This window comes from Thermococcus aciditolerans, assembly GCF_008152015.1.
Lineage (GTDB): Archaea > Methanobacteriota_B > Thermococci > Thermococcales > Thermococcaceae > Thermococcus > Thermococcus celericrescens.
Genome location: NZ_CP041932.1, coordinates 1,460,082 through 1,485,180, shown reverse-complemented (window position 1 = coordinate 1,485,180; position 25,099 = coordinate 1,460,082). Strand labels below are relative to the sequence as shown.

At 56.3% G+C, this 25,099-nt stretch carries 23 protein-coding genes and 1 pseudogene; 17 read left to right on the top strand and 7 right to left on the bottom strand.

Annotation, left to right across the window (positions count from 1 at the left end; translation table 11 throughout):
- Window positions 1-10: 10 nt before the first annotated feature.
- From FPV09_RS08180 to FPV09_RS08135, 10 genes are all read left to right on the top strand, one after another.
- Window positions 11-499, top strand: coding sequence for a V-type ATP synthase subunit K (locus tag FPV09_RS08180; protein WP_014788773.1), 489 nt, complete (start codon window positions 11-13; stop codon window positions 497-499).
- Window positions 500-541: 42 nt separating this feature from the next.
- Complete coding sequence (locus FPV09_RS08175; protein ID WP_148883030.1) at window positions 542-1,153, top strand: V-type ATP synthase subunit E; 612 nt, start codon at window positions 542-544, stop codon at window positions 1,151-1,153.
- A gap of 5 nt (window positions 1,154-1,158) precedes the next feature.
- Complete coding sequence (locus FPV09_RS08170; RefSeq protein ID WP_148883029.1) at window positions 1,159-2,259, top strand: V-type ATP synthase subunit C; 1,101 nt, start codon at window positions 1,159-1,161, stop codon at window positions 2,257-2,259.
- Window positions 2,256-2,564, top strand: coding sequence for a V-type ATP synthase subunit F (locus FPV09_RS08165; protein WP_058939585.1), 309 nt, complete (start codon window positions 2,256-2,258; stop codon window positions 2,562-2,564). Before FPV09_RS08170 ends, FPV09_RS08165 begins: the two co-directional genes overlap by 4 nt.
- Before the next feature lie 6 nt (window positions 2,565-2,570).
- A complete protein-coding gene (locus tag FPV09_RS08160) occupies window positions 2,571-4,328 on the top strand; it encodes an ATP synthase subunit A (protein WP_148883028.1) in 1,758 nt (585 codons plus the stop codon).
- Window positions 4,329-4,333: 5 nt separating this feature from the next.
- Window positions 4,334-5,725, top strand: a complete 1,392-nt coding sequence (locus tag FPV09_RS08155) for an ATP synthase subunit B (protein ID WP_148883778.1) — start codon at window positions 4,334-4,336, stop codon at window positions 5,723-5,725.
- 27 nt (window positions 5,726-5,752) lie between these two features.
- The gene (locus FPV09_RS08150; protein WP_148883027.1) at window positions 5,753-6,406 is read left to right on the top strand and encodes a V-type ATP synthase subunit D; all 654 of its coding nucleotides are present in this window, start codon (window positions 5,753-5,755) and stop codon (window positions 6,404-6,406) included.
- A gap of 89 nt (window positions 6,407-6,495) precedes the next feature.
- Window positions 6,496-7,263 carry an oxygen-binding di-iron domain-containing protein gene (locus tag FPV09_RS08145; RefSeq protein WP_058938097.1) on the top strand — a complete coding sequence of 256 codons (768 nt, stop codon included), beginning with the start codon at window positions 6,496-6,498 and terminating at the stop codon, window positions 7,261-7,263.
- Between the two features lie 9 nt (window positions 7,264-7,272).
- Complete coding sequence (locus tag FPV09_RS08140) at window positions 7,273-8,034, top strand: methyl-accepting chemotaxis protein (RefSeq protein WP_148883026.1); 762 nt, start codon at window positions 7,273-7,275, stop codon at window positions 8,032-8,034.
- 10 nt (window positions 8,035-8,044) lie between these two features.
- On the top strand, window positions 8,045-9,265 hold the full coding sequence (locus FPV09_RS08135) for an alanyl-tRNA editing protein (protein ID WP_148883025.1): 1,221 nt from the start codon (window positions 8,045-8,047) through the stop codon (window positions 9,263-9,265).
- Between the two features lie 3 nt (window positions 9,266-9,268).
- On the opposite strand, the gene FPV09_RS08130 is transcribed toward FPV09_RS08135, so the two are convergent.
- The 7 genes and pseudogenes from FPV09_RS08130 to FPV09_RS08100 form a co-directional block, all read right to left on the bottom strand.
- Window positions 9,269-10,540, bottom strand: coding sequence for an ABC transporter permease (locus FPV09_RS08130; RefSeq protein ID WP_148883024.1), 1,272 nt, complete (start codon window positions 10,538-10,540; stop codon window positions 9,269-9,271).
- Entirely contained in the window at window positions 10,537-11,505 is a 969-nt protein-coding gene (locus FPV09_RS08125; RefSeq protein ID WP_058938094.1) for an ABC transporter permease subunit, read from the bottom strand. Before FPV09_RS08125 ends, FPV09_RS08130 begins: the two co-directional genes overlap by 4 nt.
- A 112-nt stretch (window positions 11,506-11,617) precedes the next feature.
- Window positions 11,618-12,448, bottom strand: a complete 831-nt coding sequence (locus FPV09_RS08120) for a DUF7411 family protein (protein WP_148883023.1) — start codon at window positions 12,446-12,448, stop codon at window positions 11,618-11,620.
- 30 nt (window positions 12,449-12,478) lie between these two features.
- On the bottom strand, window positions 12,479-13,162 hold the full coding sequence (locus FPV09_RS08115) for a hypothetical protein (RefSeq protein ID WP_148883022.1): 684 nt from the start codon (window positions 13,160-13,162) through the stop codon (window positions 12,479-12,481).
- A gap of 310 nt (window positions 13,163-13,472) precedes the next feature.
- Window positions 13,473-14,369: pseudogene (locus FPV09_RS08110) on the bottom strand (radical SAM protein); the annotation flags it as partial.
- A gap of 47 nt (window positions 14,370-14,416) precedes the next feature.
- Entirely contained in the window at window positions 14,417-15,118 is a 702-nt protein-coding gene (locus tag FPV09_RS08105) for a dihydroorotate dehydrogenase electron transfer subunit (RefSeq protein WP_148883020.1), read from the bottom strand.
- Entirely contained in the window at window positions 15,096-16,328 is a 1,233-nt protein-coding gene (locus FPV09_RS08100) for a dihydroorotase (RefSeq protein ID WP_148883777.1), read from the bottom strand. The genes FPV09_RS08105 and FPV09_RS08100 overlap by 23 nt, the downstream gene beginning before the upstream one ends.
- Before the next feature lie 385 nt (window positions 16,329-16,713).
- On the opposite strand from FPV09_RS08100, the gene FPV09_RS08095 reads away from it, so the two are divergent.
- The 7 genes from FPV09_RS08095 (at window position 16,714) to FPV09_RS08065 (ending at window position 25,091) form a co-directional block, all read left to right on the top strand.
- Window positions 16,714-19,119, top strand: coding sequence for an ABC transporter substrate-binding protein (locus tag FPV09_RS08095; RefSeq protein ID WP_246112253.1), 2,406 nt, complete (start codon window positions 16,714-16,716; stop codon window positions 19,117-19,119).
- 180 nt (window positions 19,120-19,299) lie between these two features.
- A complete protein-coding gene (locus tag FPV09_RS08090; RefSeq protein WP_148883018.1) occupies window positions 19,300-20,355 on the top strand; it encodes an ABC transporter permease in 1,056 nt (351 codons plus the stop codon).
- Between the two features lie 11 nt (window positions 20,356-20,366).
- Window positions 20,367-21,836 (top strand): ABC transporter permease, encoded by a 1,470-nt coding sequence (locus FPV09_RS08085; protein WP_148883017.1) that lies wholly within the window; start codon window positions 20,367-20,369, stop codon window positions 21,834-21,836.
- A gap of 10 nt (window positions 21,837-21,846) precedes the next feature.
- The gene (locus FPV09_RS08080; RefSeq protein WP_058938085.1) at window positions 21,847-22,806 is read left to right on the top strand and encodes an ABC transporter ATP-binding protein; all 960 of its coding nucleotides are present in this window, start codon (window positions 21,847-21,849) and stop codon (window positions 22,804-22,806) included.
- A gap of 10 nt (window positions 22,807-22,816) precedes the next feature.
- Window positions 22,817-23,824 carry an ABC transporter ATP-binding protein gene (locus FPV09_RS08075; RefSeq protein WP_148883016.1) on the top strand — a complete coding sequence of 336 codons (1,008 nt, stop codon included), beginning with the start codon at window positions 22,817-22,819 and terminating at the stop codon, window positions 23,822-23,824.
- A 32-nt stretch (window positions 23,825-23,856) separates the two neighbouring features.
- The gene (locus FPV09_RS08070; RefSeq protein WP_148883015.1) at window positions 23,857-24,333 is read left to right on the top strand and encodes a hypothetical protein; all 477 of its coding nucleotides are present in this window, start codon (window positions 23,857-23,859) and stop codon (window positions 24,331-24,333) included.
- Complete coding sequence (locus FPV09_RS08065; RefSeq protein WP_148883014.1) at window positions 24,330-25,091, top strand: NAD+ synthase; 762 nt, start codon at window positions 24,330-24,332, stop codon at window positions 25,089-25,091. The genes FPV09_RS08070 and FPV09_RS08065 overlap by 4 nt, the downstream gene beginning before the upstream one ends.
- The last annotated feature ends 8 nt before the right edge of the window (window positions 25,092-25,099 follow it).

Genomic DNA, 25,099 nt, shown 5'->3' with positions numbered 1-25,099 from the left:
TGCATGAAAGATGGACCCGATAGTTTACGTATCCCTTGGTGCGGCCCTTGCGGCCGGTCTCGCCGGAGCCGCTTCGGCCTTCGGTGTTGGTATAGCAGGTGCAGCAGCGGCAGGAGTCGTCGCCGAGGATGAGAAGAACTTCAAGAACGCCCTCATCCTTGAGGGTCTTCCAATGACCCAGAGTATATACGGCCTCATTACCCTGTTCCTCATCCTGATGGTCTCGGGAATCCTCGGTGGCGGCTTCAAGTTCACCGACCCGACCAACATGGACAACATCGTTAAGAGTGCCATACTCCTCGGTGCCGGTCTCGTGGTTGGTCTCACCGGCCTCTCGGCCATCCCGCAGGGTATCATCGCCAGCGCCGGTATCGGTGCCGTCGCCAAGAACCCGAAGACCTTCACCCAGGGAATCATCTTCGCCGCTATGGCCGAGACCATGGCCATCTTCGGTCTCGTCGGTGCCCTGATCATGATAGTTACCGGAGTCGGCTTCTGACTCCGTCCAAAACTTTCTTTATAGCAGCGAGGAGGAAGGAGGATGGATGGAGCAGAGCTGATCATTCAGGAGATAAACAGGGAAGCGGAGCAGAAGATACAGTACATCCTCAGTGAGGCCCAGAAGGAAGCGGAGCAGATCAAGGAGGAGGCGAGGAAGAGGGCCGAGGCCAGGGCCGAGTGGATAATGAGGAAGGCCCAAACCCAGGCAGAGATAGAGAAGCAGAGGATAGTAGCCAACGCCCGCCTCGAGGTCAGGAAGAAGAGGCTCGCCGTTCAGGAGGAGCTCATCCAGGAGGTCATCACCGCGCTTCGTGAGAGGCTTGCGGAGCTTCCCGACGAGGAGTACTTCCCGATGCTCGTTGACCTTGCGGTTCAGGCGGTTGGGGAGCTCGGTTCCGAGAGCGTCGTCGTTCGCTCCAACGAGAGGACTCTGAAGCTCCTCTCAGAGAGGGCCGATGAGTTCAGAAAAGCCCTCGGCGAGAGGCTCGGCAGGGAGATCGAGGTGAGCCTCGGGGAGCCGATCGGCACCATCGGCGGCCTCGTCGTTGAGACCCCCGACGGCGCCGTCAGGGTTAACAACACCTTCGAGGCCAGGATAGAGAGATTTGAAGGCGAGCTCAGGGCGGAAATAGCCAAGGCTCTCTTCGGGTGAGGGCGATGGAACCAGGAGCGGTGAGCGGAATACTGGACACTACCCTTGCAGTGGTGTTCACGTGGGTGGGATACAAAACGGCCAGAATAATCTGGAAATACACCCCCTACTCTTACCCCAACGCCAGGATAAGGGCGATGGAGGCGAAGCTCCTCACCGAGCAGAGGTTCAACGAGCTGGCCGAGAGCAGGACGCTCCAGAACTTCGTCGTCGGTCTTGAGGACACCGACTACAGGGATTACTTCGCCGACCTCTCGGGCTACGACGTTGAATCCATAGAGAGGGCCCTGGAGAGAGCCCTGGCTGGAACCTACGAGCTGATGATTAAAATCCTCCCGAAGAGGTCCGCCCCCTTCTTCAGGCTCATGCTTGAGGAGTGGGACGTCAGGAACGTGGCGAGCGTCGTCAAGGCCAAGCTGGTAGGAGAGCCGGCGGCGGACTACGTCATCGAAATCGGAACCATGCTCCCGAAGATCAAGGCCATCGCAGGGGCCAAAACCATGGAGGAGATACTCGTCGTGCTAGAGGGTACCCCCTACGAGGAGCCCTACCAGAAGCTCATCCTCGGGGAGATAACCCCCAGGGAGTTTGAGACCGAGCTCTACAGGATGCACTACGGTAAGCTGCTCAGCTATGCCCTCTCCAGGAAGGAGGATGAACGCGTCATCCTTGAAGAGTTCATCAGGCTGAAGATAGACAAACTGAACATCCTCACAGTCCTCAGGGCCAAGGTCGCTGGAATGCCCGCTGAGGAGATCAGGCCCATGCTCATACCCGGCGGAAGCGTCAGGCTCGACCCACTCCTGCACGTGGACGACCTCGGCATGGCACTGGCGGAGCTGGACTCTACCAAGTACGGCCCGGTCATCAGGGACGTCAGGGAGGATGTCGAGAGGGATCTGAGCGTCCTCGAGAGGGCCCTCGAGAGGCACATCCTCACGCGGGTGAACGAGTTCAACAGGTTCTACCCGCTCAGCGTGGCCGCACCGCTCGGCTACGTCCTTCAGAAGGAGCGTGAGGTCAGGAAGCTCAGGGCCATAGCCAAGCTCATCAGCGACGGCCTCGAGCCAGAGAGGATAAAGGAGATGGCGGGTGATGCCGCATGAAGATAGCCGTGCTCGGGGACAGGGACACGGCGCTGGGGTTCAGACTCGCCGGCGCCCATGAGGTTTATTCCTTTGAGGACACGCCTCTGGAGATTGAGAGGCTCAGGAACAAGCTCAGGGAGCTTATCGAGAGGGGCGACGTGGGAATAATACTCATAACGGAGAGGTTCGCCCAGAAGGTTGAGATACCCGAGGTTACGCTTCCGATCATCCTTCAGGTGCCGGACAAGTCCGGCTCTAGGTTCGGCGAAGAGGCGATTAAGGAGATAGTTAGGAGGGCAATTGGTGTTGAGCTGAAGAGGTGAAAGGAAATGGGAAGGATAATTCGTGTTACGGGTCCCCTGGTCGTCGCCGACGATATGAAGGGCTCCAAGATGTACGAGGTCGTTCGCGTCGGCGAAATGGGTCTCATAGGAGAAATCATCCGCCTTGAGGGTGACAAGGCTGTTATCCAGGTCTACGAGGAGACTGCAGGTATAAGACCGGGTGAGCCGGTCGAGGGAACCGGTGCCTCCCTGAGCGTTGAGCTCGGTCCCGGACTGCTCACCGCCATGTACGACGGAATTCAGAGGCCGCTTGAGGCCCTCAGGGACCTCAGCGGAGACTTTATAGCCAGAGGTCTCACCGCCCCGGCCCTTCCGAGGGACAAGAAGTGGCACTTCACGCCCAGGGTCAAGGTCGGCGACAGGGTTGTCGGCGGCGACGTGCTCGGCCTCGTTCCCGAGACGAGCATCATCGAGCACAAGATCCTCGTTCCCCCGTGGGTGGAGGGTGAGATAGTCGAGATAGCCGAGGAGGGTGACTACACCGTCGAGGAGGTCATTGCGAAGGTCAAGAAGCCGGACGGGAGCATCGAGGAGCTCAAGATGTACCACAAGTGGCCCGTCCGTGTTAAGAGGCCCTACAAGAACAAGCTCCCGCCGGAGGTTCCGCTCATCACCGGACAGAGGACCATAGACACCTTCTTCAGCCAGGCCAAGGGTGGAACCGCCGCCATTCCTGGCCCGTTCGGAAGCGGAAAGACCGTTACCCAGCACCAGCTCGCCAAGTGGAGTGACGCCCAGATCGTTGTTTACATAGGCTGCGGCGAGCGCGGAAACGAGATGACCGACGTCCTTGAGGAGTTCCCGAAGCTCAAGGACCCGAAGACCGGAAAGCCGCTCATGGAGAGGACAGTTCTCATAGCCAACACCTCGAACATGCCGGTCGCGGCTCGTGAGGCTTCAATCTACACCGGAATCACCATCGCCGAGTACTTCAGGGACATGGGCTACGACGTGGCCCTGATGGCCGACTCGACGAGCAGATGGGCCGAGGCTCTGCGTGAGATTTCGGGCCGTCTCGAGGAGATGCCCGGTGAGGAAGGTTACCCGGCATACCTCGCCAGTAAGATTGCGGAGTTCTACGAGCGTGCCGGTCGCGTCGTGACCCTCGGAAGCGAGGAGCGCGTTGGCAGTGTTTCGGTCATAGGTGCAGTTTCGCCGCCCGGTGGAGATTTCAGCGAGCCGGTCGTTCAGAACACCCTCCGTGTCGTCAAGGTCTTCTGGGCGCTCGATGCAGACCTTGCTCGTAGGAGGCACTTCCCGGCCATCAACTGGCTCAGGAGCTACTCGCTCTACGTCGACGCTATCAAGGACTGGTGGCACCAGAACGTTGATCCGGAATGGAAGGCCATGCGCGACAGGGCCATGGAGCTCCTCCAGAAGGAGGCCGAGCTCCAGGAGATCGTCAGGATCGTCGGTCCCGATGCACTGCCGGACAGGGAGAAGGCGGTGCTCATCGTCACCAGGATGATACGTGAGGACTTCCTCCAGCAGGACGCCTTCGACGAGGTTGACACCTACTGCCCGCCGAAGAAGCAGGTCACCATGCTCAGGGTTATCCTCAACTTCTACGACAAGACCATGGAGGCCGTGGACAGGGGCGTTCCGGTTGACGAGATAGCCAAGCTCCCCGTCAGGGAGAAGATAGGCCGTATGAAGTACGAGCCCGAGCTTGAGAACGTCAGGGCTCTCACGGATGAGACGAACGCTCAGTTTGAGGAGCTCTTCAAGAGGTACGGGGCGTGATGTCGATGCCGGGAATGGAGTACTCAACCGTTAGCAAGATTTACGGACCGCTCATGATCGTCGAGGGTGTCAAGGGCGTCGCCTACGGTGAGGTCGTTGAGATAGAGACCGAGGGCGGAGAGAAGAGGAAGGGACAGGTCCTCGAGGCAAGGGAGAACCTTGCCATCGTCCAGGTCTTCGAGGGAACGAGAGACCTCGACGTCAAAACGACCCGCGTCCGCTTCACCGGAGAGACCCTCAAGGTTCCGGTCAGCATGGACATGCTCGGAAGGGTCTTCAACGGTATCGGAAAGCCGATCGACGGCGGACCGGAGATCATCCCAGAGGACAGGCGCGACGTCCACGGTGCTCCCCTCAATCCGGTTGCTCGTGCTTATCCGAGGGACTTCATCCAGACCGGTGTCTCGGCCATAGACGGAATGAACACCCTCATCCGCGGCCAGAAGCTGCCCATCTTCAGCGGTTCCGGTCTTCCGCACAACATGCTCGCGGCCCAGATCGCCAGGCAGGCAAAGGTCCTCGGTGAGGAGGAGCAGTTCGCCGTCGTCTTCGCGGCCATGGGTATCACCTACGAAGAAGCTAATTTCTTCAAGAAGAGCTTCGAGGAGACCGGTGCGATAGAGAGGGCAGTCCTGTTCCTCAACCTCGCCGACGACCCGGCCATCGAGCGTATCATCACCCCGCGTATGGCGCTGACGGTTGCCGAGTACCTCGCCTTCGACTACGACATGCAGGTGCTCGTCATCCTCACGGACATGACCAACTACGCCGAGGCCCTGCGTGAGATTTCCGCGGCAAGAGAAGAGGTTCCGGGCAGGCGCGGTTATCCGGGTTACATGTACACCGACCTGGCCACCATCTACGAGCGCGCCGGTCGTGTCAGGGGCAGGAAGGGTTCCATCACCCAGGTGCCCATCCTGACGATGCCGGACGACGACATAACCCACCCGATTCCCGACCTGACCGGATACATCACCGAGGGTCAGATAGTCCTCAGCAGGGACCTCCACAGAAAGGGTATCTACCCGCCCATTGATGTCCTTCCGTCGCTCAGCCGTCTGATGAAGGACGGTATCGGTAAGGGCATGACCAGGGACGACCACCCGCAGCTCAGCCAGCAGCTCTACGCGGCCTACGCGGAGGGCAGGTCGCTCAGGGACCTCGTCGCCGTCGTTGGTGAAGAGGCCCTCAGCGAGACCGACAGGAAGTATCTCAAGTTCGCCGAGCGCTTCGAGAAGGAGTTCGTCGCCCAGCGCTACGACGAGGACAGGAGCATTGAGGAGACCCTCGACCTCGGCTGGGAGCTCCTTGCCGAGCTTCCGGAGGGAGAGCTCAAGCGTGTCAGGAAGGAGTACATCCTCAAGTACCACCCCAAATACAGAAAGAGGGAGGGCTGACCTCCCTTCAACCCTTAGGTGGTCGAGATGGCAGAGCTGCTCAACGTCAAGCCCACCCGTATGGAGCTCCTGAACCTCAAGAGGCGCATTAAGCTGGCCAAGAAGGGTCACAAGCTCCTCAAGGACAAGCAGGATGCGCTCATCATGGAGTTCTTCACGATATACGATGAGGCGCTCCAGCTCAGGGAGGAGCTTGGGAGGAAAATGGACGAGGCCTTCAGAGCCCTTCAGGCGGCGGAGATAGACATGGGAATGCTCCGTCTCAAGGAGATAAGCCTCAGCGTCGAGCCCAACAGGGAGGTCGAGATAAAGCGGAGGAACGTTATGGGCGTCCCGGTTCCCCTCATAGAGGCGGACTCCTTCAGAAGGAACACGAACGAGCGCGGCTACGCCTTCGTCTCCAGCTCCGCCAAGGTCGACCTCGCCGCCGAGAAGTTCGAGGAGGTTCTCGATCTGGCCGTCCGCCTCGCCGAGGTTGAGGAGACACTCAAGAGGCTCGCGAGGGAGATAGAGGTCACAAAGAGGCGCGTTAATGCCCTCGAGTACATCATAATCCCGCGCATGGAGGCCACGGTGAAGTTCATCAAGCAGCGCCTCGACGAGATGGAGCGCGAGAACTTCTTCAGGCTCAAGAGGGTTAAGGCCCTCATCGAGGCCAGGACCCAGGCAGAGGGCTTCTGATGCTTTTTTATCCCATTCGTTTATGTAGGTAGCTGTGTAGGCAAATCGCTTAAATATTACCTCTTCGTAGTTCTCTTCCGGTGGTGGGGATGGGAGAGTACTTTATAGAACCCGGGCTTGATCCAAGGAAGGACCACGTTCTCTACCGTGATGATGAGCACCTCGTCGTCTATCTTGGAACCCAGGAGGGAGGAGAAGACGTTGATGTCAACAGCTATCTCATAGTCAGCAGAGGGAAGGGAATCCTCATAGACCCTGGAGGGTACAAGATTTTTTCGAAGGTTCTTGCCAACGCTTCCAAGTACATAGACCCGAGGGACATCGAGTACGTTTACATCTGTCACCAGGACCCCGATGTTGCGGGAAGCCTTCCCCTCTGGAGGGAGGTCAGCAACGCGCGGATAATAACCCACTGGCTCTGGACGAGGTTCCTGCCTCACTTTGGCTTTGAGGATGCTAGGGCCGTTACACACGAACTGCCCGACGAGGGTGAGTCGATGGCCTTTGGTGCAACGACCCTCGAGTTCATCCCCGCTCACTTCCTCCACAGTCCGGGCCACTTTACCATATACGACAGGAGGAGCAAGTTCCTCTTTAGCGGGGACATAGGCATAGCAATTCTCGATGATCCATACATCGTTGTTGAGAGCATGGAGCGGCATATACAGGCGATGAAACCAGTCCACGAGAGGCTGATGCCGACGAGCAGGGCCATAAAAGCCTGGCTCGATCGCGTCAGCTACCTTGACGTCGAGGCAATACTGCCACAGCATGGGGCGATTATACCGAAGAAGTTCATACCACGCTTTTACGACTTCCTGAGAAACCTCAAATGCGGTGTTGACCTCTACCGCTGAGGTGGTACCATGAACGTCAGAAGCATCGAGAAGGCATCGAGCGCGCTGGCCCAGTCCGTCCGTATAAAGACGTCCAGCCGGGAGTCCAGCAAAATCATAAACGAGCTGGCGGAGGAAATAAGCGGTCAGTTTATAGACAACAACATGGTGATAATTGAGAACATCGAGAAGCTATCCCAAGTGATGAAGGAACTTGAAAGGTTTCAGGAGGAGTTTCTGCCTTTCTTCCAGCGCTTTGAGGTCTTTGCCAGAGAGTTCAATACCCTGGTTGAGAACCTTGAGTACGTTTCGAGGATAAGCGACTCGATAGCGGGTGTCGCCAAGCAAACGAACCTCGTTGCCCTCAATGCATCGATAGAAGCTGCCCGCGCTGGTGAAGCGGGTAGAGGCTTCGCCGTCGTCGCCGATGAAATTCGGAAGATGGCGGTTCAAACGATGAACCTTGCTAAGGAGATTAAAGACTTCAACACCCGCGTTATGGGCCAGCTCGAAACCCTCAGGGATGCCCTGGCAGTCATGGATAGAATCCGGGAGGGAACCGAAATACTCGGCAGGGACATCGAGACTATGGTGGAGATAAGCTCCGTTCTCGATGAGATTTCCAGGGAGCAGGAGGAAATAGTCAACGATATCAGACGGCTCAAAGGGATAGCCCTGGCCTTGAGGAAGTTTGCGGAGATGCAGGATCGGTACAACAAAGAACTTGCTTCCCTCCTTCGGATGATGGTTAGTGAGTATGCGAAGGAGCAGGAGGAATTGGGTGAATCGTGAGGTGCTGGTTATGACAGAAAAGCTTTACTATTTGGATCCATATGTTAGGGAGACCACCGCGAAGATCGTTGAGGTTAAGAATTTGGGCAACGGTCTCGTGGAGGTTCTTCTGGACAGAACGATTTTCTACCCTGAAGGCGGGGGCCAGCCCTCCGATCGGGGACTCATAGAGGGAGACGGCTTTGTTATAGAGATTGCAAGGGTTAAAGAGCGGAAAGAAATCTGGCATGAGGGAACCCTCATCGGAAGGCTTCCGGGGGAAGGCGAGGAGGTACGGCTCAGATTGGACTGGGAGTGGAGATACGAGAACATGAAAAACCACACCGGCCAGCACATCCTATCGGCTGTTCTCAAGAGGCTTTACAACCTCGACACGACCGGATTTCAAATATTCGAGAACTACAACAAGATTGAGGTGAATGGTGAACTCGACTGGGGGATGGTAACTGCTGCTGAAATAGAGGCAAACGGGATAATCTCGGAAGGAATTCCGGTCACGGTTGATGAGTTCAAGTACCTACCGGATGATATAGCGGAGACCCTGAGGAAGCACGTGAGCAAGGTGACGGACAGGGTTCGGATAGTCACTATTGGGGACATTGACAGAACCCCCTGCGGAGGAACGCACGTGGAAAACACCTCCGAGATTGGCCTCATAAAGGTGCTTCGTTTCTATAAGAAGTCCCGGAACCTCTGGCGCATCGAGTTCGTCTGCGGGAACAGGGCTCTAAAACACCTGAACAGGCTTCTTGAAGATTACTGGAGGGCCCTGGACGAGATGCCCAACAAGAACCGCCCGCTGGTCGAGCGCGTGGGGGAGCTTAAGGTCGAGCTGGAAAGACTCGAGGGGGAGAAGGACAGCCTTAGGAGGGAGCTTTGGAGGTGGAAGGCCAGGGCGCTCCTGGAAGAAGCCAGGGAAATCGGCGGGATTAGGGTAGTCTCGTACGTTGAGGACGCCCCCATGAAGGACGCCCAGGCCTTCGTGGTGTACCTCGTGGACAAGAATCCGAACACCGTGGCCCTGGTGGTCGGGGAGAACTACGCGGTTTTTGCCAAAAACGAAAACGTTGCGGGAATCTCGATGAACGAACTGCTCAGGGAGGTTCTATCTGAGGCTGGTGGCGGCGGGGGCGGCAGCGAAGTGCTCGCGAGGGGAGGCGGCTTTGCAGCATCGCCTGAGGAGGTTCTCGAGCTGGCCCTTGAAAAATTGAGGGGGAAGCTTTCCCCTTGATTTCTACCCCCTCGACAGGAACCTCTCCTCCAGCTCGCGGTTTATCAGGACGAAGGCGAGGGCAAAGAGCACGAGGGCGAGGCCAATGGGCAGTATCATCCACCAGGCCATGCTGTATATCGCGTTTTGGCTGAGCACCATTCCCAGCATTGTTCCCCAGTTGAACCCCGGTGCGACCCTGAAGAAGCCCAGTATGGATACCAGCGCGATCACCTTGGGTGCGAAGAGCGAGAGCTGGTAGATTGAGTAGGGCCCCACTATCCGCAGTATGTGCCTCCTCAGCACCCACCTCCTGTCGGCGCCCAGACTTTCGGCCGCGGCCACGTACTCCTTGTTGAGCTCTGTCCTGACTATCGCTCCCACGTTTCTCGCTATCTTCCCGAAGAGCAGAAATGCCAGCGCCGGTACGAAGGCCCATACCGGTATCGTTATCCTGGCGTTGTAGGACACGCTCCCGGTTAGGGGTATGAGGGCTATCATGAATGGTATAACAGGAATTATCGTCGAGAGCTTTGAGATGGAGTCCACCGCGGTTCCTGCCCGTCCTCTTAGGGACGCGGCGAGGCCGGTGAGCGTCCCAAGGGCAACCGCCACGACCGCCGTAAGGTAGACGAGGATCACCGTCTGTCTCGCGCCCCACAGGAAAGCCGCCCCGACGTCCCTGCCGTAGGTGTCGGTTCCCAGGATGCCGTAGGTGGCTCCTACTATTTTGACCGTCGAGTTGATTGCTCCCTCAACGGTTATCGTGTAAACCCCGTGCTCCGGAACGACCTCCCCGCTCCGGTTCACGAAGAACAGCGGCCTCAGACCCCTCCTGAAGGCGGTGTCCTCCATTCTGAACTCCACACCCCTGTCGTTGGCTATCTCCATCAGCACCTGCCACTGGTAGGCGAGTGAGATCTCATCCACCGAGGTTCCCGGGTGAAACAGGTAGTTCTCGCCTGATGGTGTCGTCACAGTTACGGTAACCTGCCTTCCCTCGGTTCGGTTGAACTTGACGATTATGTTCTGTGGAGGCGTTGAGTACCTGAAGTCGTACTCAAAGACCTGCAAGCCCGGCTGACTCTTTACCGGGGCCAGCTCCTCCGTTGGGGGGAGGCTCTTTCCGAGGAGGTTCACCCACGAAGGCGGGGCCAGTCTGGGATTGTCCTTCCAGTAGAGGCCGTTGTACCAGTTCTCTATCTTCTCCTCGTTCACGAAGTACGGCGCCATGAACGCTGCGATGGTGTATATCACTATGATGGCCACTCCCAGCTTGAGTCCGCTGGTTCTCATTGTTCCCTCCCCCCTGAGCGCGGGTCAAGGTAGAGGTACAGACCCTCCATGACAACGGCGTTGATGAAGTAGAACAGCATCATAACCGCCGTTGCGAAGAACAGTATCTCCGGCGCGTAGGCAAAGCCGTAGCCGTCCCCGATGCGTGTCAGGCCGAAGGAAATCGCCATCAGGTAGCCGAGGCCGTGTATGTTGAATATGACCTCGATGAGCATCATCCCCGTCAGTATCTCCAGGAAGTTGTACGTCGTGAATGTCAGGAACGCCGGTAAAGCGGTTCTGAGGAGCTTGCGCATTATCCTTCCCTCGGGCAGTCCCCTCGCGACGTCGTAGAGCACGTGGTCACTGCTGCGCTCGTTCACTATCATGTTCCTGACGTTGAAGGCGTACTCCCACAGGCTCGAGAAGACGAGCGTTAGCACCGGCAGTGCGAGGGCCTTCAGGTAGGTGCCCGTTGAGAGCGTCCCGTGTACCTCGGCCCAGTTTATGGTGTCCTCAAAGTTGATGGGGAACAGGGAGAGCTTCCAGTAGAAGAGGAACAGGAACACCACGCCTATGAACCAGGAGGGCATGGCCGAGAACGTTGGCGCGAGCACCGAGACGACTTTATCGGCCCACCCCCTGTAGTAGCCCGCCCTTAGTCCGAGGAAAAGCCCGAATGCCAGGAGGAAGATCTCCGTCAGTACGAGGAGGGCGAAGCTCTTGATCACAAAGGCATTTAAACTGGTCCCCATTACTTCCGGTGGGTCCCTCAGGAACTTCCACGTGGCCGAGAAGTAGCCGCTGATAGCGTCTACGAGGCCCACTTCACCGTCTTTCTGGTAGAACTTGTAAACTCTGCCAAGGTCGTTCCGTTCGATGCGCAGCTCTCCGCCGGCTATAACGGTTCCAACGACGAGAAGGGCGAGGAGCAGAATGAGAAGGTTCCTGATGATTACATGGGTAACGCCCCTGACTTTAGTCATGATCCCACCCGGAATGACATCGGTGTACTCTTTAAAACATTTACGAACTCAAGTAATTTTAACCTGGTAGAAGAAGAAAATATGGATCAACGGTTTCCCGGAAATTAAAGTATCACTCCTGGATGAGTGTATCCAGTCCCAGTTTCTGGTAGACAAATCTTTTCTGTTCCTCGGATACCGTTGGCTTTGAGGTTTCCCTCTCTGCCTTCTCCCTGTTCATGAGGCCGTAGCGAACCAGGGCGGCTATTCTGCGGTGCTCGAAGCTGTGGCCGTGCTTCTCCCAGTAGCGCTCCAGGGCCGGGCCGAGGACGAGGCAGTTGGTAGTGTAGCCCGGTAGCTCCGGAAACTCGAAGGGTAGTTTCTCCAGGATTTCGAGCCTCTCCCTCTCGGTCATCATGGAGAGAAGCCTTATCTGGGTCACGCCGCCGCTCATGCGCCTGTACGGGTGGTGGCCGAATGGGAGTTCATGGCCGGTGATGATGTACTTATAGCCGTTTTTGAGTGCGTACTTTCTCAGCTTCTCTGTCGTTCTCTTGGAACAGCGTCTGCAGGGGGATTCGGCCTTCAGAAGGGCCTCGCGGAAGATGTCGGAGTAGTCGTAGCGGAGCACTTTGAACGGAACGCCCAGCGCTCTGGCGGTTCTTTCCGCGTTCTCTATGGCCTCCCTTGCCATCAGCCCGTGGTCTATCATAACCGCCTCGAGCTCGGGAACCTTGTAGACCTCCTTTGCCAGGTAGAGGGCCACGGTACTGTCCTTTCCGCCCGAGTAGGCGACGATGGCCCGATCCACGTTCCTCATAAGCTCCTCGAGCTCCCTCCTTATTTTCTCCGCGTCTACCGGGTGCTTCATGTAGACCTGGCACTCCCTGCACACGGGCTTCCCGTCGATGACGTCTATCTTTGCCGTCCTCTCGTCGTGAATGCAGATTGAGCACTTGAGCATGGTTTGGAAAAAGAGGGGATTCTTAAAAGCTTATCTGGACCTCTTTAGAACATTGGACTTCAGCCTGTCCGTTGTGTCCTTTGCCTTCTTCACAGTCTCGTTGGTCTTTCTCTTGCCCTTCTTCGTCGCGAAGAAGCCCACGGTGGCTATGGCATTCTGGAGGAGTATCCCTCTGTTGTTTCTGGCTATGAACCAGCCGAAGAGCAGACCGAAGGCCAATCCGGAGAGCCAGATGGAGAGGATGAATGTGTTTGCGCTCATCCCGTTGGGGGTGAGCGTTACCGAGAACGCCTTGTAGGCGAGGGCAAAGGCGACGACGAAAATCGTTTCGAGCAGTATTGACAGCTTGGTCGCCATTCCGATTATTCCCAGAACCGTGCTGTCCTCGGTGTACTCCTCTATGATTCTTTGGTCGTGGAGGCCGTAGATTAGAGTCCTGGTTATGTTGGCCCCGCTCCTGAAGGCGAGGAAACCGAAGAAGGCCGCGCTCCAGCTGGCCCCCCAGAGCTTCCAGAACGCCCAGGCTCCAACGGCTATCCAGGCCAGTGTGTAGAGTCTCTCGATGCCCTTCTTCTCGTTCTCTGGAACCTCGAGGCGGAGAACCTTCCTCCAGGCCATTCCGGTCAGGCTTCCGAAGGCCCGCATCAGCATCAGGAATAGGTTGATGAAGAGAAACGCCGTCAGAAATATGAAGGCCAGCATCTCGCGTATCATCGCTACCCCCGGCTATAAAAAGTGGGCGAGGAAATATTTAACGCTTCTCTTTTGGAGAATAGGGTTAATCCACGTTGTTCTCGAAGTATTTGCTGTAAATCTCCCTCGCTTTCTCCTCTCCAACGCCCTTTATCAGCACCTTCCCGTTTTTGAAGACCACAACTTCCGCGTTGCCATCCTTAAACCTGAGGGTGCCGTTTTTCATCGTGTATCCAATCCTGAGGGCACTCAGAGTTGAGGCGAGCTCTTCTAGGCTTAGCCCTTCGACGCTGAGTCTGAACGCTCCGTCGCAGGTTTCCTCTATCTTCGCCCGCTTCCTCTTTACTATCGGGGCGACGTCCCTGGCAACGCGCCTCGCACTGAAGAGCGTCAGCGGGTCCATGGTTCTGTATATCGCCAGCTGGCAGCCGCTTATACGGACGTCGATGTATTTCTTTGCCTCCATCGCCGTTTTCAGATATTCCCTTATGCTCTCCGCCCTCTCAAAATCCAGTCCTGCTTTTTTAAGCCTCTCAACGTTCAGCTCGTGAATCGTGAGTGGCTGGAGCATCATCTCGTCCACACCAAGCGAGGCGGCAAGTTCTGCTATCTTTGGGATATCCTCGTCATTAATGCCCGGCATGAATATAGTCCTGACGATCGAGCGGACGCTTTTATCTGAGCCGACTATTCTAAGCGCATTCACGACGTTTTCAAAGGTGTCGGCGTTGGTTATCATCAAATGCTTCTCCCTGCTTGCCGCATCAAGGCTTATCATGACTAAGTCGAAGTCGAGTTTGCTCCACAGTTCTTCCGTCAGCAGGGAACCGTTGGTCTGCAGGTCGAGCCTTGCCTCCGGAAACCTTTCCCTGAGCATTCTGTTGACCTCGACTATGCGCGGGCTCATGAGGGGCTCTCCATACTGTGACACAGTTATCGCGTACGGCCTGTTCCAGCCGTAGTAGCCGGGTTTGGGCGCCTTCCTGAGCTTTACGGCAACATTGGAGTAGCAGAAGATACAGTCGTGATTGCACGCGGGTGTTAACTCGTAGCTTGGGTGGTGAACGGGATTGGGGTTGCTCAAATCCAGCCCCTGGCAGCCCTGACAGTGAGTGGGAAACTTTAAATCCATCACAAACTTCTTTAACAGTCTCGCCTCTTTGTTCTCAAGGATTTGGGGCTCCACACCCATGCTTCTCGCGAACTCTTCCCAGCTCATCTTCTTCATTCTCTCACCGGCCGAAACGGAGAAAAGGGGTTTAAAAAGCTCACTGGTCAGAGCAGTCCCTTCAGCTGGAAGCCGTCGAAGACAGGTCCGTCCCTGCAGACGAGATACTTCCCGAGGTTGCAGGAGCCGCAGACGCCTATTCCGCACTTCATGTAGCGCTCCGCCGATACCTGGACGTTTCCGTAGTCCATGACCCTGAGGACGGCCCTCAGCATCGGCTCCGGGCCGCAGGCGTATACCTGGTCAAATTCTCCCTTTCTTTCGGCGAAAACCTCCGTGGGAAAGCCCTTTCTTCCGGCCGAGCCGTCATCGGTCGTGATTACCACTTCGTCCACGTAGTTCTCGATGTCCATCAGTGCCAGCTCCTCTCTGCTTCTTGCCCCGTAGAGGAGTGTTATCCTCTCAAATCTGCGCCGGTGCTGTTTTGCGAATGCATACAGAGGTGGAATCCCTATTCCGCCACCCACGAGGGCTATCCTCTTTCCCCCGGGCTCGAAGCCCCTGCCGTACGGTCCCCTGATCCAGAGGTAATCCCCCTCCCCCAGCTCGAAGAGCCTGGAGGTGAAGGGACCGACCCTTTTGACGACTATCGTGTCGTTCCAGGCCAGGCTGAAGGGCTTTTCCCCAACTCCCGGGAGCCATGTCATTATGAACTGTCCTGCATTGAATTCGAGCTTTTTATCGAAGCGGAATGCCTTGACGTCCCTGACGACGTCCCAAACTTCCCTAAGCGCTACCCTTTCCAGCATTTATCCTAACCCCCTGGGGCTTTCCTAGGATTTCATCTTCCTCCATAACGATTCTTCCCCTGAGAAGGGTCATCACTACCTTCCCTTTCAGTTTTCTGCCTTCCCAGGGGCTCCATTTTGCCTTCGTGTAGAAGTCCTCCGGTTTAACCGTCCACTCCCTCTTGAGATCCACCACGGTGAAGTCGGCATCTTTGCCAACTTCGAGACCCTTGTTCATTATTCCAAATATCTTAACTGGATTTGTGTGCATCTTCTCAACGATGTCGGAAAGCTCGAGCATCCCCCTGTTCACCGCGTCCAGAAGAAGGGCCACCTCGGTTTCCAGTCCGGGTATCCCGGCCGCCCCCGATTCCTTGTCCTCCGGCGTGTGGGGTGCGTGGTCGCTGGCTATGAGTGGAATGCGGGAAAAGTTCCTCCAGAGTGCCCTCCTATGTTCTTCGTCCCTCAGCGGAGGATAAACCTTGAGGAGCGGGTTCCCCTCGAAGTCCTTTCTCGTCAGAAAGAGATGGTGGGGAGTAACCTCGAAGCTTACCCACGGAAGGTTTCTCTGCAGTATCGCCCAAATTCCATCGGCAGTCGATACGTGGCAGATGTTGAGGGGCTTCCCCAGCTTTTCCGCCGCGTTCAATGCCCTTTTTATTGCTCTGATTTCGGCTTCCGGCGGTCTTTCAGGATTTTGGGCGATAATTTCGGCGTTCTCCGCGTGGACGCTTACGATCCCAGGGGCGCAGGAGTAATCCCCTTCAAAATCCTCCGAAAAGACTCCCCCCGTTGAGGCCCCCATGAAGATTTTGTAGAAGTCCGCACCGGCCTTCACCGCATCCCTGCAGTTGTTTCTTATCAGAAAGCTCAGGGCGTAGTCAGCGTATGCGGTCCCCTCGAACAGTGCTTTCCTACGTTCAAACGTCTTAACGTCTAAGACGGGCGGCTGGGTGTTGGGCATGTCGAAGACCGTGGTTATTCCCCCGTGAACCGCCGCCATCGTGCCAGTTTCGACAGTTTCTTTTTTTCTTTGGTCAAAATCCCTTAGGTGGACGTGTACGTCTATCAAGCCCGGAAGTATGACCTTTCCACGACCAATTTGAATGGTTTCTTCTCCCTTCAGCTCGCCCGTTGAGACGCGCAGAATCTTGCCGTCAGAAACCCTTATACTTCCTTCTATCAGTTTCCCACCCGTCAGGAACTTCCCTTTCAGAACTAGGTCGTACATAGTGCCCGCTTGGGGGTGGATGCTTTGGCATTTTAAGTTTTTTGCCTCTCTCTGGGAGGGGGTGTCCTTCAAAAAGGCGGCTAACGATTTTTTGGGCTTTCTCCACGTTTGTGTGGTCTTCTTTAGAAATTTTGTCTGATTTGCTGTTTTTTGGGGGTAGTACGTGGGTGTGCGATGGCACAATTGGCGCGAGGCCGTGTAATAGCTGTATTGAGGCTGATTGGCTCCATGTCCTCTTGTTTTCACCGGCGTTACTTTTACAAGAACGTAACCCTTAAATAGGCTTTCAATGTATATCCCCATGCCATTATACACCACATATGGCAATATTGCCAAAAAGTGAAGGAGGCAGTGGAGTATGAAGAAGGCTTTGGGATTGTTTATTATGGGCTTGATGTTGTTTAGTTTGTTTGCCATCCACCCGGTTAGCGCGGCGGACTATACCCCGAAGGACATACCGCTGAACAGCGACGAGGCCAAGGCCCGCTTTAAGGCAGACCTCCAGTGGTACCTCAAGTACGGTCACTTTGTCATCAGCAACGGTCCGTACATCCTCTCGATGTACTCTCCCGAGAACCTTTACCTCAAACTTGAGAAGTTTAATGGAAAGAGGAACGTTTTCAATGATGATCCCAAGCTCCCGAAGGATGGTTATGCCGACGTTATCGAGTACCAGGGTGTCCAGAACGAGGAGACCATAATTCTCCAGGTCGCCAAGGGTGAGTTCGACATTGGTCTCTTCGCCTTCGGTGCCAACAAGTACCAGGGTCTTGGAAGCGATGTTCTCGCCAACCTCAACCTCTACAAGAGCGCCAGCTCCTCCGTCGAGCTGAGCATCAACCCGTACAAGGACCCCGACCAGGACGCCCCGATCGTCACCGTTGGTGACAACGTTTACTTCAACCCGTTCGCCATCAGGGAAGTTAGGTTCGCCATGAACTGGCTCATCAGCAGGAACTACATCATCCAGAACATCTACCAGGGTAGCGGTGCCCCGGCCCTCAGCGGTATCACCCCGAGCGACCCGGCCGCCAAGTACTTCACCCCGGTTTACGATGCACTCCACCTCACCGCCGACGGTAACGAGGACCTCGCCCTCAAGATGATAAGCGACGCCATGCAGGAGGCAGCCCAGCAGGTCGCCGCTGCCGGCCACACCCTTGAGAAGAAGGATGACGGCTACTGGTACTTCGACGACCAGCCGGTTGAGGTCAAGTTCGTCATCCGTACCGAGGACGAGAGGAAGGACATAGGCCTTTACATCTCCGACCTCCTCGAGAAGAAGGTCGGATTCAAGGTTGACAGGATGCTCCTCGACAGGCAGAAGGCCAGTGAGATAGTCTTCAGGAAGCCGATCAGCACCTACGAGTGGAACCTCTACACCGGTGGTTGGGGTGCCGGTGGTCTCGGAAGCATGTACCCTGACTGGCAGATTTACTACTGGTACTCACCGCTCGGCTACTACCCGAACTTCAACGACCCCAGGCACCAGCCTGACGTCAACGTTGAGGACGCCCTCAAGTTCATAGGCGACGGCAGCGTTACCGCAGGTCTGCAGAAGCTCCAGACCAAGTACTACACCAGCGAGGAGAGCCTTGGCCCGATACTCAAGTGGACCAACAAGGAGATCGGTTACCTCCTGCTCATGACCCAGTACACTGATCCTGAGACCAACACCACCATCGTCCTCAACAGCGCTGACCAGTACTGGGACCTCCAGAAGATAGGTATCACCATGGGTATCATGGACAGCGTCAGGATCTTCCTCGTTGAGAACTGGGAGTTCTACCCGGTTAACAAGCAGAGGGTCACCGACATCATTAGTGACGACAGCGTTGGTATCGCCAGCAGGTGGAGCATAATGAGCGCCAAGACCCCGGACAAGCACCTCAAGGTCGCCCAGTTCGCCTCAACCGGTGCCCTCTTCATGAGTGCCATCAACCCGGTCGGCGGTATCACCGACGTTTACAGCACCAGGCTCTGGAACCTTATCCGCGATAGGGGTGGCGAGATCAACTTCGACGGTATCTACGTCCCGTACAGGTGCAAGTGGACCCTTGAGAGGGGCGAGTTCACCGTTCCGGAGGATGCTAAGATCTACAACCAGACCCAGGGCTGGATTGCCGCCCACGCCGGCGAGACCGCTAAGGTCAAGGTCACCGTCACCTGTGACATGGGCGAGTGGCAGAACGGCGTGAAGATGACCGTTGACGACATCAAGAACTACATCGCCTTCTACTACGCCTGGGCCTACAAGGACACCCCGGACGACCCGTACTACGACAGTGCCCTGAGTGACACCGCCGCCACCTACCAGACCTTCCTCGGCTTCCAGTTCACCGACAACGGCTACGTTGTCTACGGTAACTACGTCCACCCGTTCGCCGACGACGTCACCGCTGGCAACTACATCCTCTACCCGAGCATGCCGTGGGAGATGTACTGGGCCATGGGTGAGCTCGTCGCCAACGGCGACGCCTACGACGCCAGCAGCAAGTACTCCTTCAGCAGCAGCGGTGAGGGACTCCTCCAGCTTGACCTCCTCACCAAGCAGCACGTTGACGACCTCGCCAAGGTCATCCTCAAGATCTCCGGCCTTACCTGGGACGACATAACCAAGACCACTACCACCACCGAGACCGGTCCGACCACCACCAGCTCACCGACCGAGACATCATCGACCGAGACCCCGAGCGGAGGTGAAGGCGGCAACACCACCACCTACGTCGTCGTCGGCCTGGTGATAATCATCATCGCCGCGGCCGCCTGGTACTTCACCAAGAAGAAGTGAAGTAGTTTCGTTCTTTCCTTCCTTTTTTGAAATTTTACCCGCGTTTCTAACGGTTCTTTCCAAGCTCCATAGTGCACTTCTATGAAAATGTGCACATCTATGCAGTAAGATATATAAAGTCAGTTTTACAATGTTGAAAAAGATACATTAAACACGAGCAACCTACGTGGGGGTGAAAAAATGGGGTATCTAAAGTACCTGGTGTTTAGAATTCTGAACGCCATCCTCGTTCTGCTGATTGTGACGTTTATTATCTCGGCACTTTTTGTTAAGGTTGCGGAACAGAGCAACCTGGCAAAGATGAACGATGAGATGATGCAATGGGACAGGACCACCGGTCAGAATATCCTGAGAACACAGGGTCAGGATGCATATGAAAAGGCGAAGGCCGAGTATGAGCAGTTCCTCAGGGAAAAGTACGAGCTCAACCTCCCGTACTGGCAGAAGGTTTACAACAAGGCCGTACGTACATTGAAGCTTGATTTTGGAACCACCACCACGCCCATCTTCGGAACCAACAACGTCTCCGACATCATCAAGGTTGCGGTTCCGAGAAGCATCCTGCTCTTCACGACCGCGACGATAATAGTTATCATCCTGGGTATCTTCCTTGGAGTCAGGGCCGCCAGGCACGCCGGCAGTGTTTTCGACAGGGGTCTGTCCATCTTCGCACTGCTCACCTACAGTCTGCCGATGTGGTGGACCGGAATGATGTTCCTTCTGATATTCGCATTCAAGCTCGGCTGGTTCCCGCTCAGCTCGATGTTTGACCCGCAGCTCATCGGCTGGGAGCACGTTAAGGACGTTATCTACAAGCTCGCCCTTCCGGTCTTCACATACGTCTTCGTCGTCTTCGGCGGCTGGGCCTGGACGACCAGGAACATCATGATAGGCACCCTCCAGGAGGACTTCATCATGGCGGCTAGGGCCAAGGGTGTCCCTGAGCACAAGATTATCTACGGTCACGCCCTCCGCGCCGCCGCCCCGCCGATAGTTACCATGATCATCTTCGCCCTCCTCGGTTCGCTCGGCGGTGCCATCATCAGTGAGCTCGTCTTCAACTACCCGGGTATGGGCAGGCTCTACTGGGTCGCCCTCCAGCAGAACGAGACGAACCTCCTCATAGGTCTGACGTACTTCTTCACGGTGCTCTACCTTGCGGGAGTCGTCCTCGCCGACATGGTCTACGGATTCCTCGACCCGCGTGTCAAGGTCGGTGCTTCCGCCAAGATGTGAGGTGATTCACGATGAGATGGGTCGACGTCAAAGAAGGATTTAAGGAATTCCTTGAAGAGTTTAAGAGGGAGAAGACCGGTATAGCCGGCGTCCTTCTCCTCATCCTCCTCGTCCTCGTCGCGCTTACAGCCCCGTATACAACAATACCGAACCTCCCTGATAAGTGGAGGAGCTCTGCTTACTGGGAGGACAACCCCAAGAACGTTCCGCCGACCTGGTACAACATGTTCACCTCCCAGAAGCTCGTTCCCCAGGTAGCTTACTACAGCGATGAGCTCTCGATCACCCACCCGAGCAACACCGAAATCCTGATTGAGGCCCCTTACAGCTTTTCGAAGGGCTACTACCTCGGTCCTCAGGGAATCATCATAAGGAACATAAACGTGACCCTGAACATGCCGTCCGAGGCTCCGACGTACAGCCTGTACCTTGAGAGGCCCGATGGAAAGACCGTTCCCCTCGTGGACAACAAGCCCCTCACGAGTTCCACCACCATAGCCGTCGGTAGGGACGCGGCGATCTCCGCCAACATCTACGTGTGGCTCGTCAACGTTACCGAGGGCAAGGAGCTCGATCCGCTTCAGGCGCAGATGGATCCGATAGTCATCATGAACATCAACACCCTCGTGTCCGCGGCCTTTGCCAAGGTTGAGCCTGGAATGAAGGCGGAGGATGTTATAAACAACCCCGAGCCGCTCTGGGGCGACTACAAACTCGTCCTCAAGATCGACAACCCTGCCCCCGACCAGAACAAGGTCATCATCGATGACATAAAGATCACCTTCCTCGGAAGGAGCTACGGAACCATGGGTACCGACTACCTCGGAAGGGACCTCTGGGCAGGCATCATCTGGGGTAGCAGGGTCTCGCTCGTCATAGGTATACTCGTCTCCGTCCTCAGCACCGTCATAGGTCTTGTCTACGGAGTTACAAGTGCGTACCTCGGTGGAAACGCCGACGAGTTCATGATGCGTATCAACGAGATCTTCGCCTCAATACCGAGCCTGCCGATACTCATCCTCATCGGTGCCACGGTGGGACACGTGACCCTAATGTTCATAGTCCTGCTGTTGGTCATCTTCGGATGGATGGGAATAGCGAGGATTGCGAGAAGTATGGCCCTCCAGATCAAGGAGCAGACCTACATTGAGGCCGCCAGGGCCCTCGGTGCCGGCAACGGAAGGATAATCTTCAAGCACATACTGCCGCAGCTCCTGCCCTACGCGTTCGCCGTTATAGCCCTCAGCGTTCCGGGTGCGGTTATCGCCGAGGCTTCCCTGAGCTTCCTCGGTATCGGAGACCCGACGGCTGTTACGTGGGGACAGATACTCAACGCGGCTCAGGCGCAGGCGGCGACGACTAAGGGCTACTGGTGGTGGGTCCTCCCGCCCGGGCTCGGTATAGCTGTCGTCGGCCTGACCTTCGTCCTCATAGGTACGGCCCTCGATAAGATACTCAACCCGAGGCTCAGGAAGCTGTGAGGTGGTATAAATGGCCAAGAACGTACTCGAAGTTAAGAACCTCAAGATGTATTACTTCACCAACAAGGGTGTCGTCAAGGCCGTCGATGACCTTACCTTTAACCTCAAGAAGGGCGAGGTGCTGGGACTTGCCGGTGAGAGCGGATGCGGCAAGTCCTCCCTCGGTTTTACCCTTATGGGAATGCCCACCGCACCGGGTAAGATAGTCGGAGGCAGCATCAAGATCGATGGCAGGGAGATAGTCGGTCTCCCCGAGGACGTCCTCAGGAAGGAGGTCCGCTGGCAGAAGATAGCCATGATATTCCAGGGTGCCATGAACGCCCTCAACCCGGTTTACACCGTCGGTCACCAGATGATCGAGCCGCTCCTCCTCCACAAGGGCATGAGCAAGGACGATGCCATTGACAGGGCCCAGAAGTACCTCGAACTTGTCGGTCTCGACCCCGAGATCGTCTACCGCTACCCCCACGAGCTCTCGGGAGGTATGAAGCAGCGTGTCATCATAGCCTCTGCCCTCCTGCTTGAGCCCGAGGTGGTCATAGCCGATGAGCCGACAACGGCCCTCGATGTCGTTGTCCAGGCCCAGATCATCAACCTCCTGAAGAAGCTCAAGAAAGAGCTCGGTCTCTCGATGATATTCATCACCCATGACCTCAGCATCCTCGCCGAGATTAGCGACCGCGTTGCCATCATGTACGCGGGCAAGATCGTCGAGATTGGAGACAGCGAGAAGATCTACTACGAGCCGGCCCACCCGTACACCCAGAAGCTCCTCTCAGCTATACCGAGGCTCCACGAGGACATTGAGAGGCTTGAGTTCATCCCTGGACAGCCGCCCAACCTCATCAACCCTCCGAAGGGATGCCGCTTCAACCCGAGGTGCCCGTACGTTATGCAGGTCTGCAAGGAGCAGGAGCCCGAGCTGAAGGAAGTTGATAAGGACCACTACGCCGCATGCTGGCTGCTGTGAGGTGTGAGAAATGGCCGAGCCGGTACTTAAAGTTGAAAACCTCAAGAAGTACTTCCCCATCAAGAGAGGCCTCATAGACACAATCAAGAGTGCCCCGCAGAAGAAGGTTCACGCCGTTGACGGCATAAGCTTCGAGATATACAAGCAGCAGGTCTTTGCCCTGGTTGGTGAGAGCGGCTGTGGTAAATCAACCACCGGAAAGCTCATCGTCAAGCTCCTCGAGCCGACGGACGGAAGGATATACCTTGAGGGCAACGACGTCACTCACGTTAGAACCAGGGAAGAGATACTCAACTACCGCAGGCACGTGCAGATGATATTCCAGGACCCGTTCAGTTCAATGAACCCGCGCTTCAGGATATTCGACATCCTCGAGGAGCCGCTGCTCATACACGGCATCGGTGAAACCAAGGCCGAGCGCGAGGAGCTCATCTACAAGGCCCTCGAGATGGTCAAGATAACCCCGCCTGAGGACTACGTCGGCAGATTCCCGCACATGCTCTCCGGTGGTCAGAGGCAGCGTGTGGCAATAGCAAGGGCCCTCATCCTCAACCCGACCTTCGTCGTCGCCGATGAGCCGGTCTCGATGCTTGACGTGTCCATCCGTGCTGAGGTTCTCGAGCTGATGAAGGAGCTCAAGGAGAAGATGGGCGTCACCTACCTCTACATCACCCACGACATGTCCACCGCCAGGTACTTCGCCGACTGGATGGCGGTCATGTACCTGGGTAGGATAGTCGAGATGGGACCGGTCGAGAAGGTCATCGACAACCCGCTCCACCCGTACACAAGGGCACTGCTCTCCGCCGTTCCGGAGCCCAAACCGGAGCGCAGGAACGTCATCAAGGAGCTGCCCATCAAGGGTGAGGTTCCCAACGCCGTTGACATACCACCCGGATGCCGCTTCCACCCGAGGTGCATCTACGCCCAGAAGGGACTCTGCGACGCCAAGCACCCGCAGCTCGTCGAGTACGAGCACAACCACTTTGCGGAGTGCCACCTCGTCGGCAAGTACTGATCTTCTTCTTTTCTTTACTCTGGGTGATGCCTATGGGAACGTTCAGGGATGCCATGGAGTACCCTCTTCTCAAGGCTGGTCTGATAATGCTCGTCCTCGCCCTCGTTATATCCGCGGCGGGTTTCTACCGCGTTGGCAAGGTCTATTCGGCCAGTGGAACCCTGGGGGAGGGAATGCACTACCTGGGTGATGATAAATTCGAGACTGAGTATCTGTACCACAACAGAACGCTGATCCTCTCCTCTTCGGGTGCCAACCTCTCCCTGATTCAGGGGACCGAAATGACCAACTACACGATTGTGAACCGCGAGATAACGCTCCACCCGAGCGAGAGGCCGGTGATATACATTTTTAACGGGAGCGTGAACTATACTTACAGCGCGACGGCCATTGACTACCCCTACGCCATCTACTCGGTGGTGGCCTTCGTGCTGATGCTGGTTGGTGTCGTTATGGCTTTCATGGGTTATACTCAGCTGCTGAGGGATGTGAAGGAGGGTAGGAGATGAGGGAGCTTGATTACAGCGCCGTCATTGAGAGGATAACCGGGTTCATAAGGGAGAGCGTTGATGGAGCCGGCGCCGATGGCGTCGTCGTTGGTATAAGCGGAGGCATAGACAGCGCCACCGTTGCATATCTCGCCGTGGAGGCCCTCGGAAAGGAGAGGGTTCTCGGCCTGATAATGCCCTACTACGAGAACCGCGACCTTGACGACGCCCGGCTGGTATGCGAAAGCCTGGGGATTGATTACAAAGTAGTCAACATAAAGCCCATCGTCGATGAGTTCGAGAGGGCCGTTGGAGGGCTCGACACCAAGAGCAGGGGGAACGTGATGGCAAGGACGAGGATGGTGCTCCTCTACGCCCACGCCAACGCAATGAACCGCCTCGTCCTCGGAACCAGCAACAGGAGCGAGGTTCTCACTGGGTACTTCACGAAATGGGGCGACGGTGCCAGCGACTACGCTCCTCTCATAAACCTCTACAAGACCGAGGTCTGGGAGATAGCAAAGCTCCTTGGAGTTCCGGAGAGGATAATCAAAAAGAAGCCGTCGGCCGGCCTGTGGGAGGGACAGACGGACGAGGACGAGCTCGGGATAAGCTACCGCCTCCTCGACGAGATACTCTGGCGCATGGTTGACCTTGGAATGGAGAAGGCTGAAATAGCGAGGGAGCTTGGAATAAGCGTCGAGAGGGTCGAATACGTCGAAAGACTGGTGAGGGGCAGCGAGCATAAGAGGCGCCTTCCGGTTGGCCCCACCCTCTGAGGTGAGCC

What these genes read in the sequence shown, in the direction of transcription:
- FPV09_RS08065 (WP_148883014.1), top strand. Translation starts at nt 24,330, where the DNA reads ATGAGGGAGCTTGATTACAGCGCCGTCATTGAGAGGATAACCGGGTTC.
- FPV09_RS08175 (WP_148883030.1), top strand. Translation starts at nt 542, where the DNA reads ATGGATGGAGCAGAGCTGATCATTCAGGAGATAAACAGGGAAGCGGAG.
- FPV09_RS08155 (WP_148883778.1), top strand. Translation starts at nt 4,334, where the DNA reads ATGCCGGGAATGGAGTACTCAACCGTTAGCAAGATTTACGGACCGCTC.
- FPV09_RS08125 (WP_058938094.1), bottom strand. Translation starts at nt 11,505, where the DNA reads ATGACTAAAGTCAGGGGCGTTACCCATGTAATCATCAGGAACCTTCTC.
- FPV09_RS08145 (WP_058938097.1), top strand. Translation starts at nt 6,496, where the DNA reads ATGGGAGAGTACTTTATAGAACCCGGGCTTGATCCAAGGAAGGACCAC.
- FPV09_RS08150 (WP_148883027.1), top strand. Translation starts at nt 5,753, where the DNA reads ATGGCAGAGCTGCTCAACGTCAAGCCCACCCGTATGGAGCTCCTGAAC.
- FPV09_RS08075 (WP_148883016.1), top strand. Translation starts at nt 22,817, where the DNA reads ATGGCCGAGCCGGTACTTAAAGTTGAAAACCTCAAGAAGTACTTCCCC.
- FPV09_RS08100 (WP_148883777.1), bottom strand. Translation starts at nt 16,328, where the DNA reads ATGTACGACCTAGTTCTGAAAGGGAAGTTCCTGACGGGTGGGAAACTG.
- FPV09_RS08135 (WP_148883025.1), top strand. Translation starts at nt 8,045, where the DNA reads ATGACAGAAAAGCTTTACTATTTGGATCCATATGTTAGGGAGACCACC.
- FPV09_RS08070 (WP_148883015.1), top strand. Translation starts at nt 23,857, where the DNA reads ATGGGAACGTTCAGGGATGCCATGGAGTACCCTCTTCTCAAGGCTGGT.
- FPV09_RS08180 (WP_014788773.1), top strand. Translation starts at nt 11, where the DNA reads ATGGACCCGATAGTTTACGTATCCCTTGGTGCGGCCCTTGCGGCCGGT.
- FPV09_RS08080 (WP_058938085.1), top strand. Translation starts at nt 21,847, where the DNA reads ATGGCCAAGAACGTACTCGAAGTTAAGAACCTCAAGATGTATTACTTC.
- FPV09_RS08115 (WP_148883022.1), bottom strand. Translation starts at nt 13,162, where the DNA reads ATGATACGCGAGATGCTGGCCTTCATATTTCTGACGGCGTTTCTCTTC.
- FPV09_RS08090 (WP_148883018.1), top strand. Translation starts at nt 19,300, where the DNA reads ATGGGGTATCTAAAGTACCTGGTGTTTAGAATTCTGAACGCCATCCTC.
- FPV09_RS08120 (WP_148883023.1), bottom strand. Translation starts at nt 12,448, where the DNA reads ATGCTCAAGTGCTCAATCTGCATTCACGACGAGAGGACGGCAAAGATA.
- FPV09_RS08160 (WP_148883028.1), top strand. Translation starts at nt 2,571, where the DNA reads ATGGGAAGGATAATTCGTGTTACGGGTCCCCTGGTCGTCGCCGACGAT.
- FPV09_RS08085 (WP_148883017.1), top strand. Translation starts at nt 20,367, where the DNA reads ATGAGATGGGTCGACGTCAAAGAAGGATTTAAGGAATTCCTTGAAGAG.
- FPV09_RS08165 (WP_058939585.1), top strand. Translation starts at nt 2,256, where the DNA reads ATGAAGATAGCCGTGCTCGGGGACAGGGACACGGCGCTGGGGTTCAGA.
- FPV09_RS08140 (WP_148883026.1), top strand. Translation starts at nt 7,273, where the DNA reads ATGAACGTCAGAAGCATCGAGAAGGCATCGAGCGCGCTGGCCCAGTCC.
- FPV09_RS08130 (WP_148883024.1), bottom strand. Translation starts at nt 10,540, where the DNA reads ATGAGAACCAGCGGACTCAAGCTGGGAGTGGCCATCATAGTGATATAC.
- FPV09_RS08095 (WP_246112253.1), top strand. Translation starts at nt 16,714, where the DNA reads ATGGGCTTGATGTTGTTTAGTTTGTTTGCCATCCACCCGGTTAGCGCG.
- FPV09_RS08170 (WP_148883029.1), top strand. Translation starts at nt 1,159, where the DNA reads ATGGAACCAGGAGCGGTGAGCGGAATACTGGACACTACCCTTGCAGTG.
- FPV09_RS08105 (WP_148883020.1), bottom strand. Translation starts at nt 15,118, where the DNA reads ATGCTGGAAAGGGTAGCGCTTAGGGAAGTTTGGGACGTCGTCAGGGAC.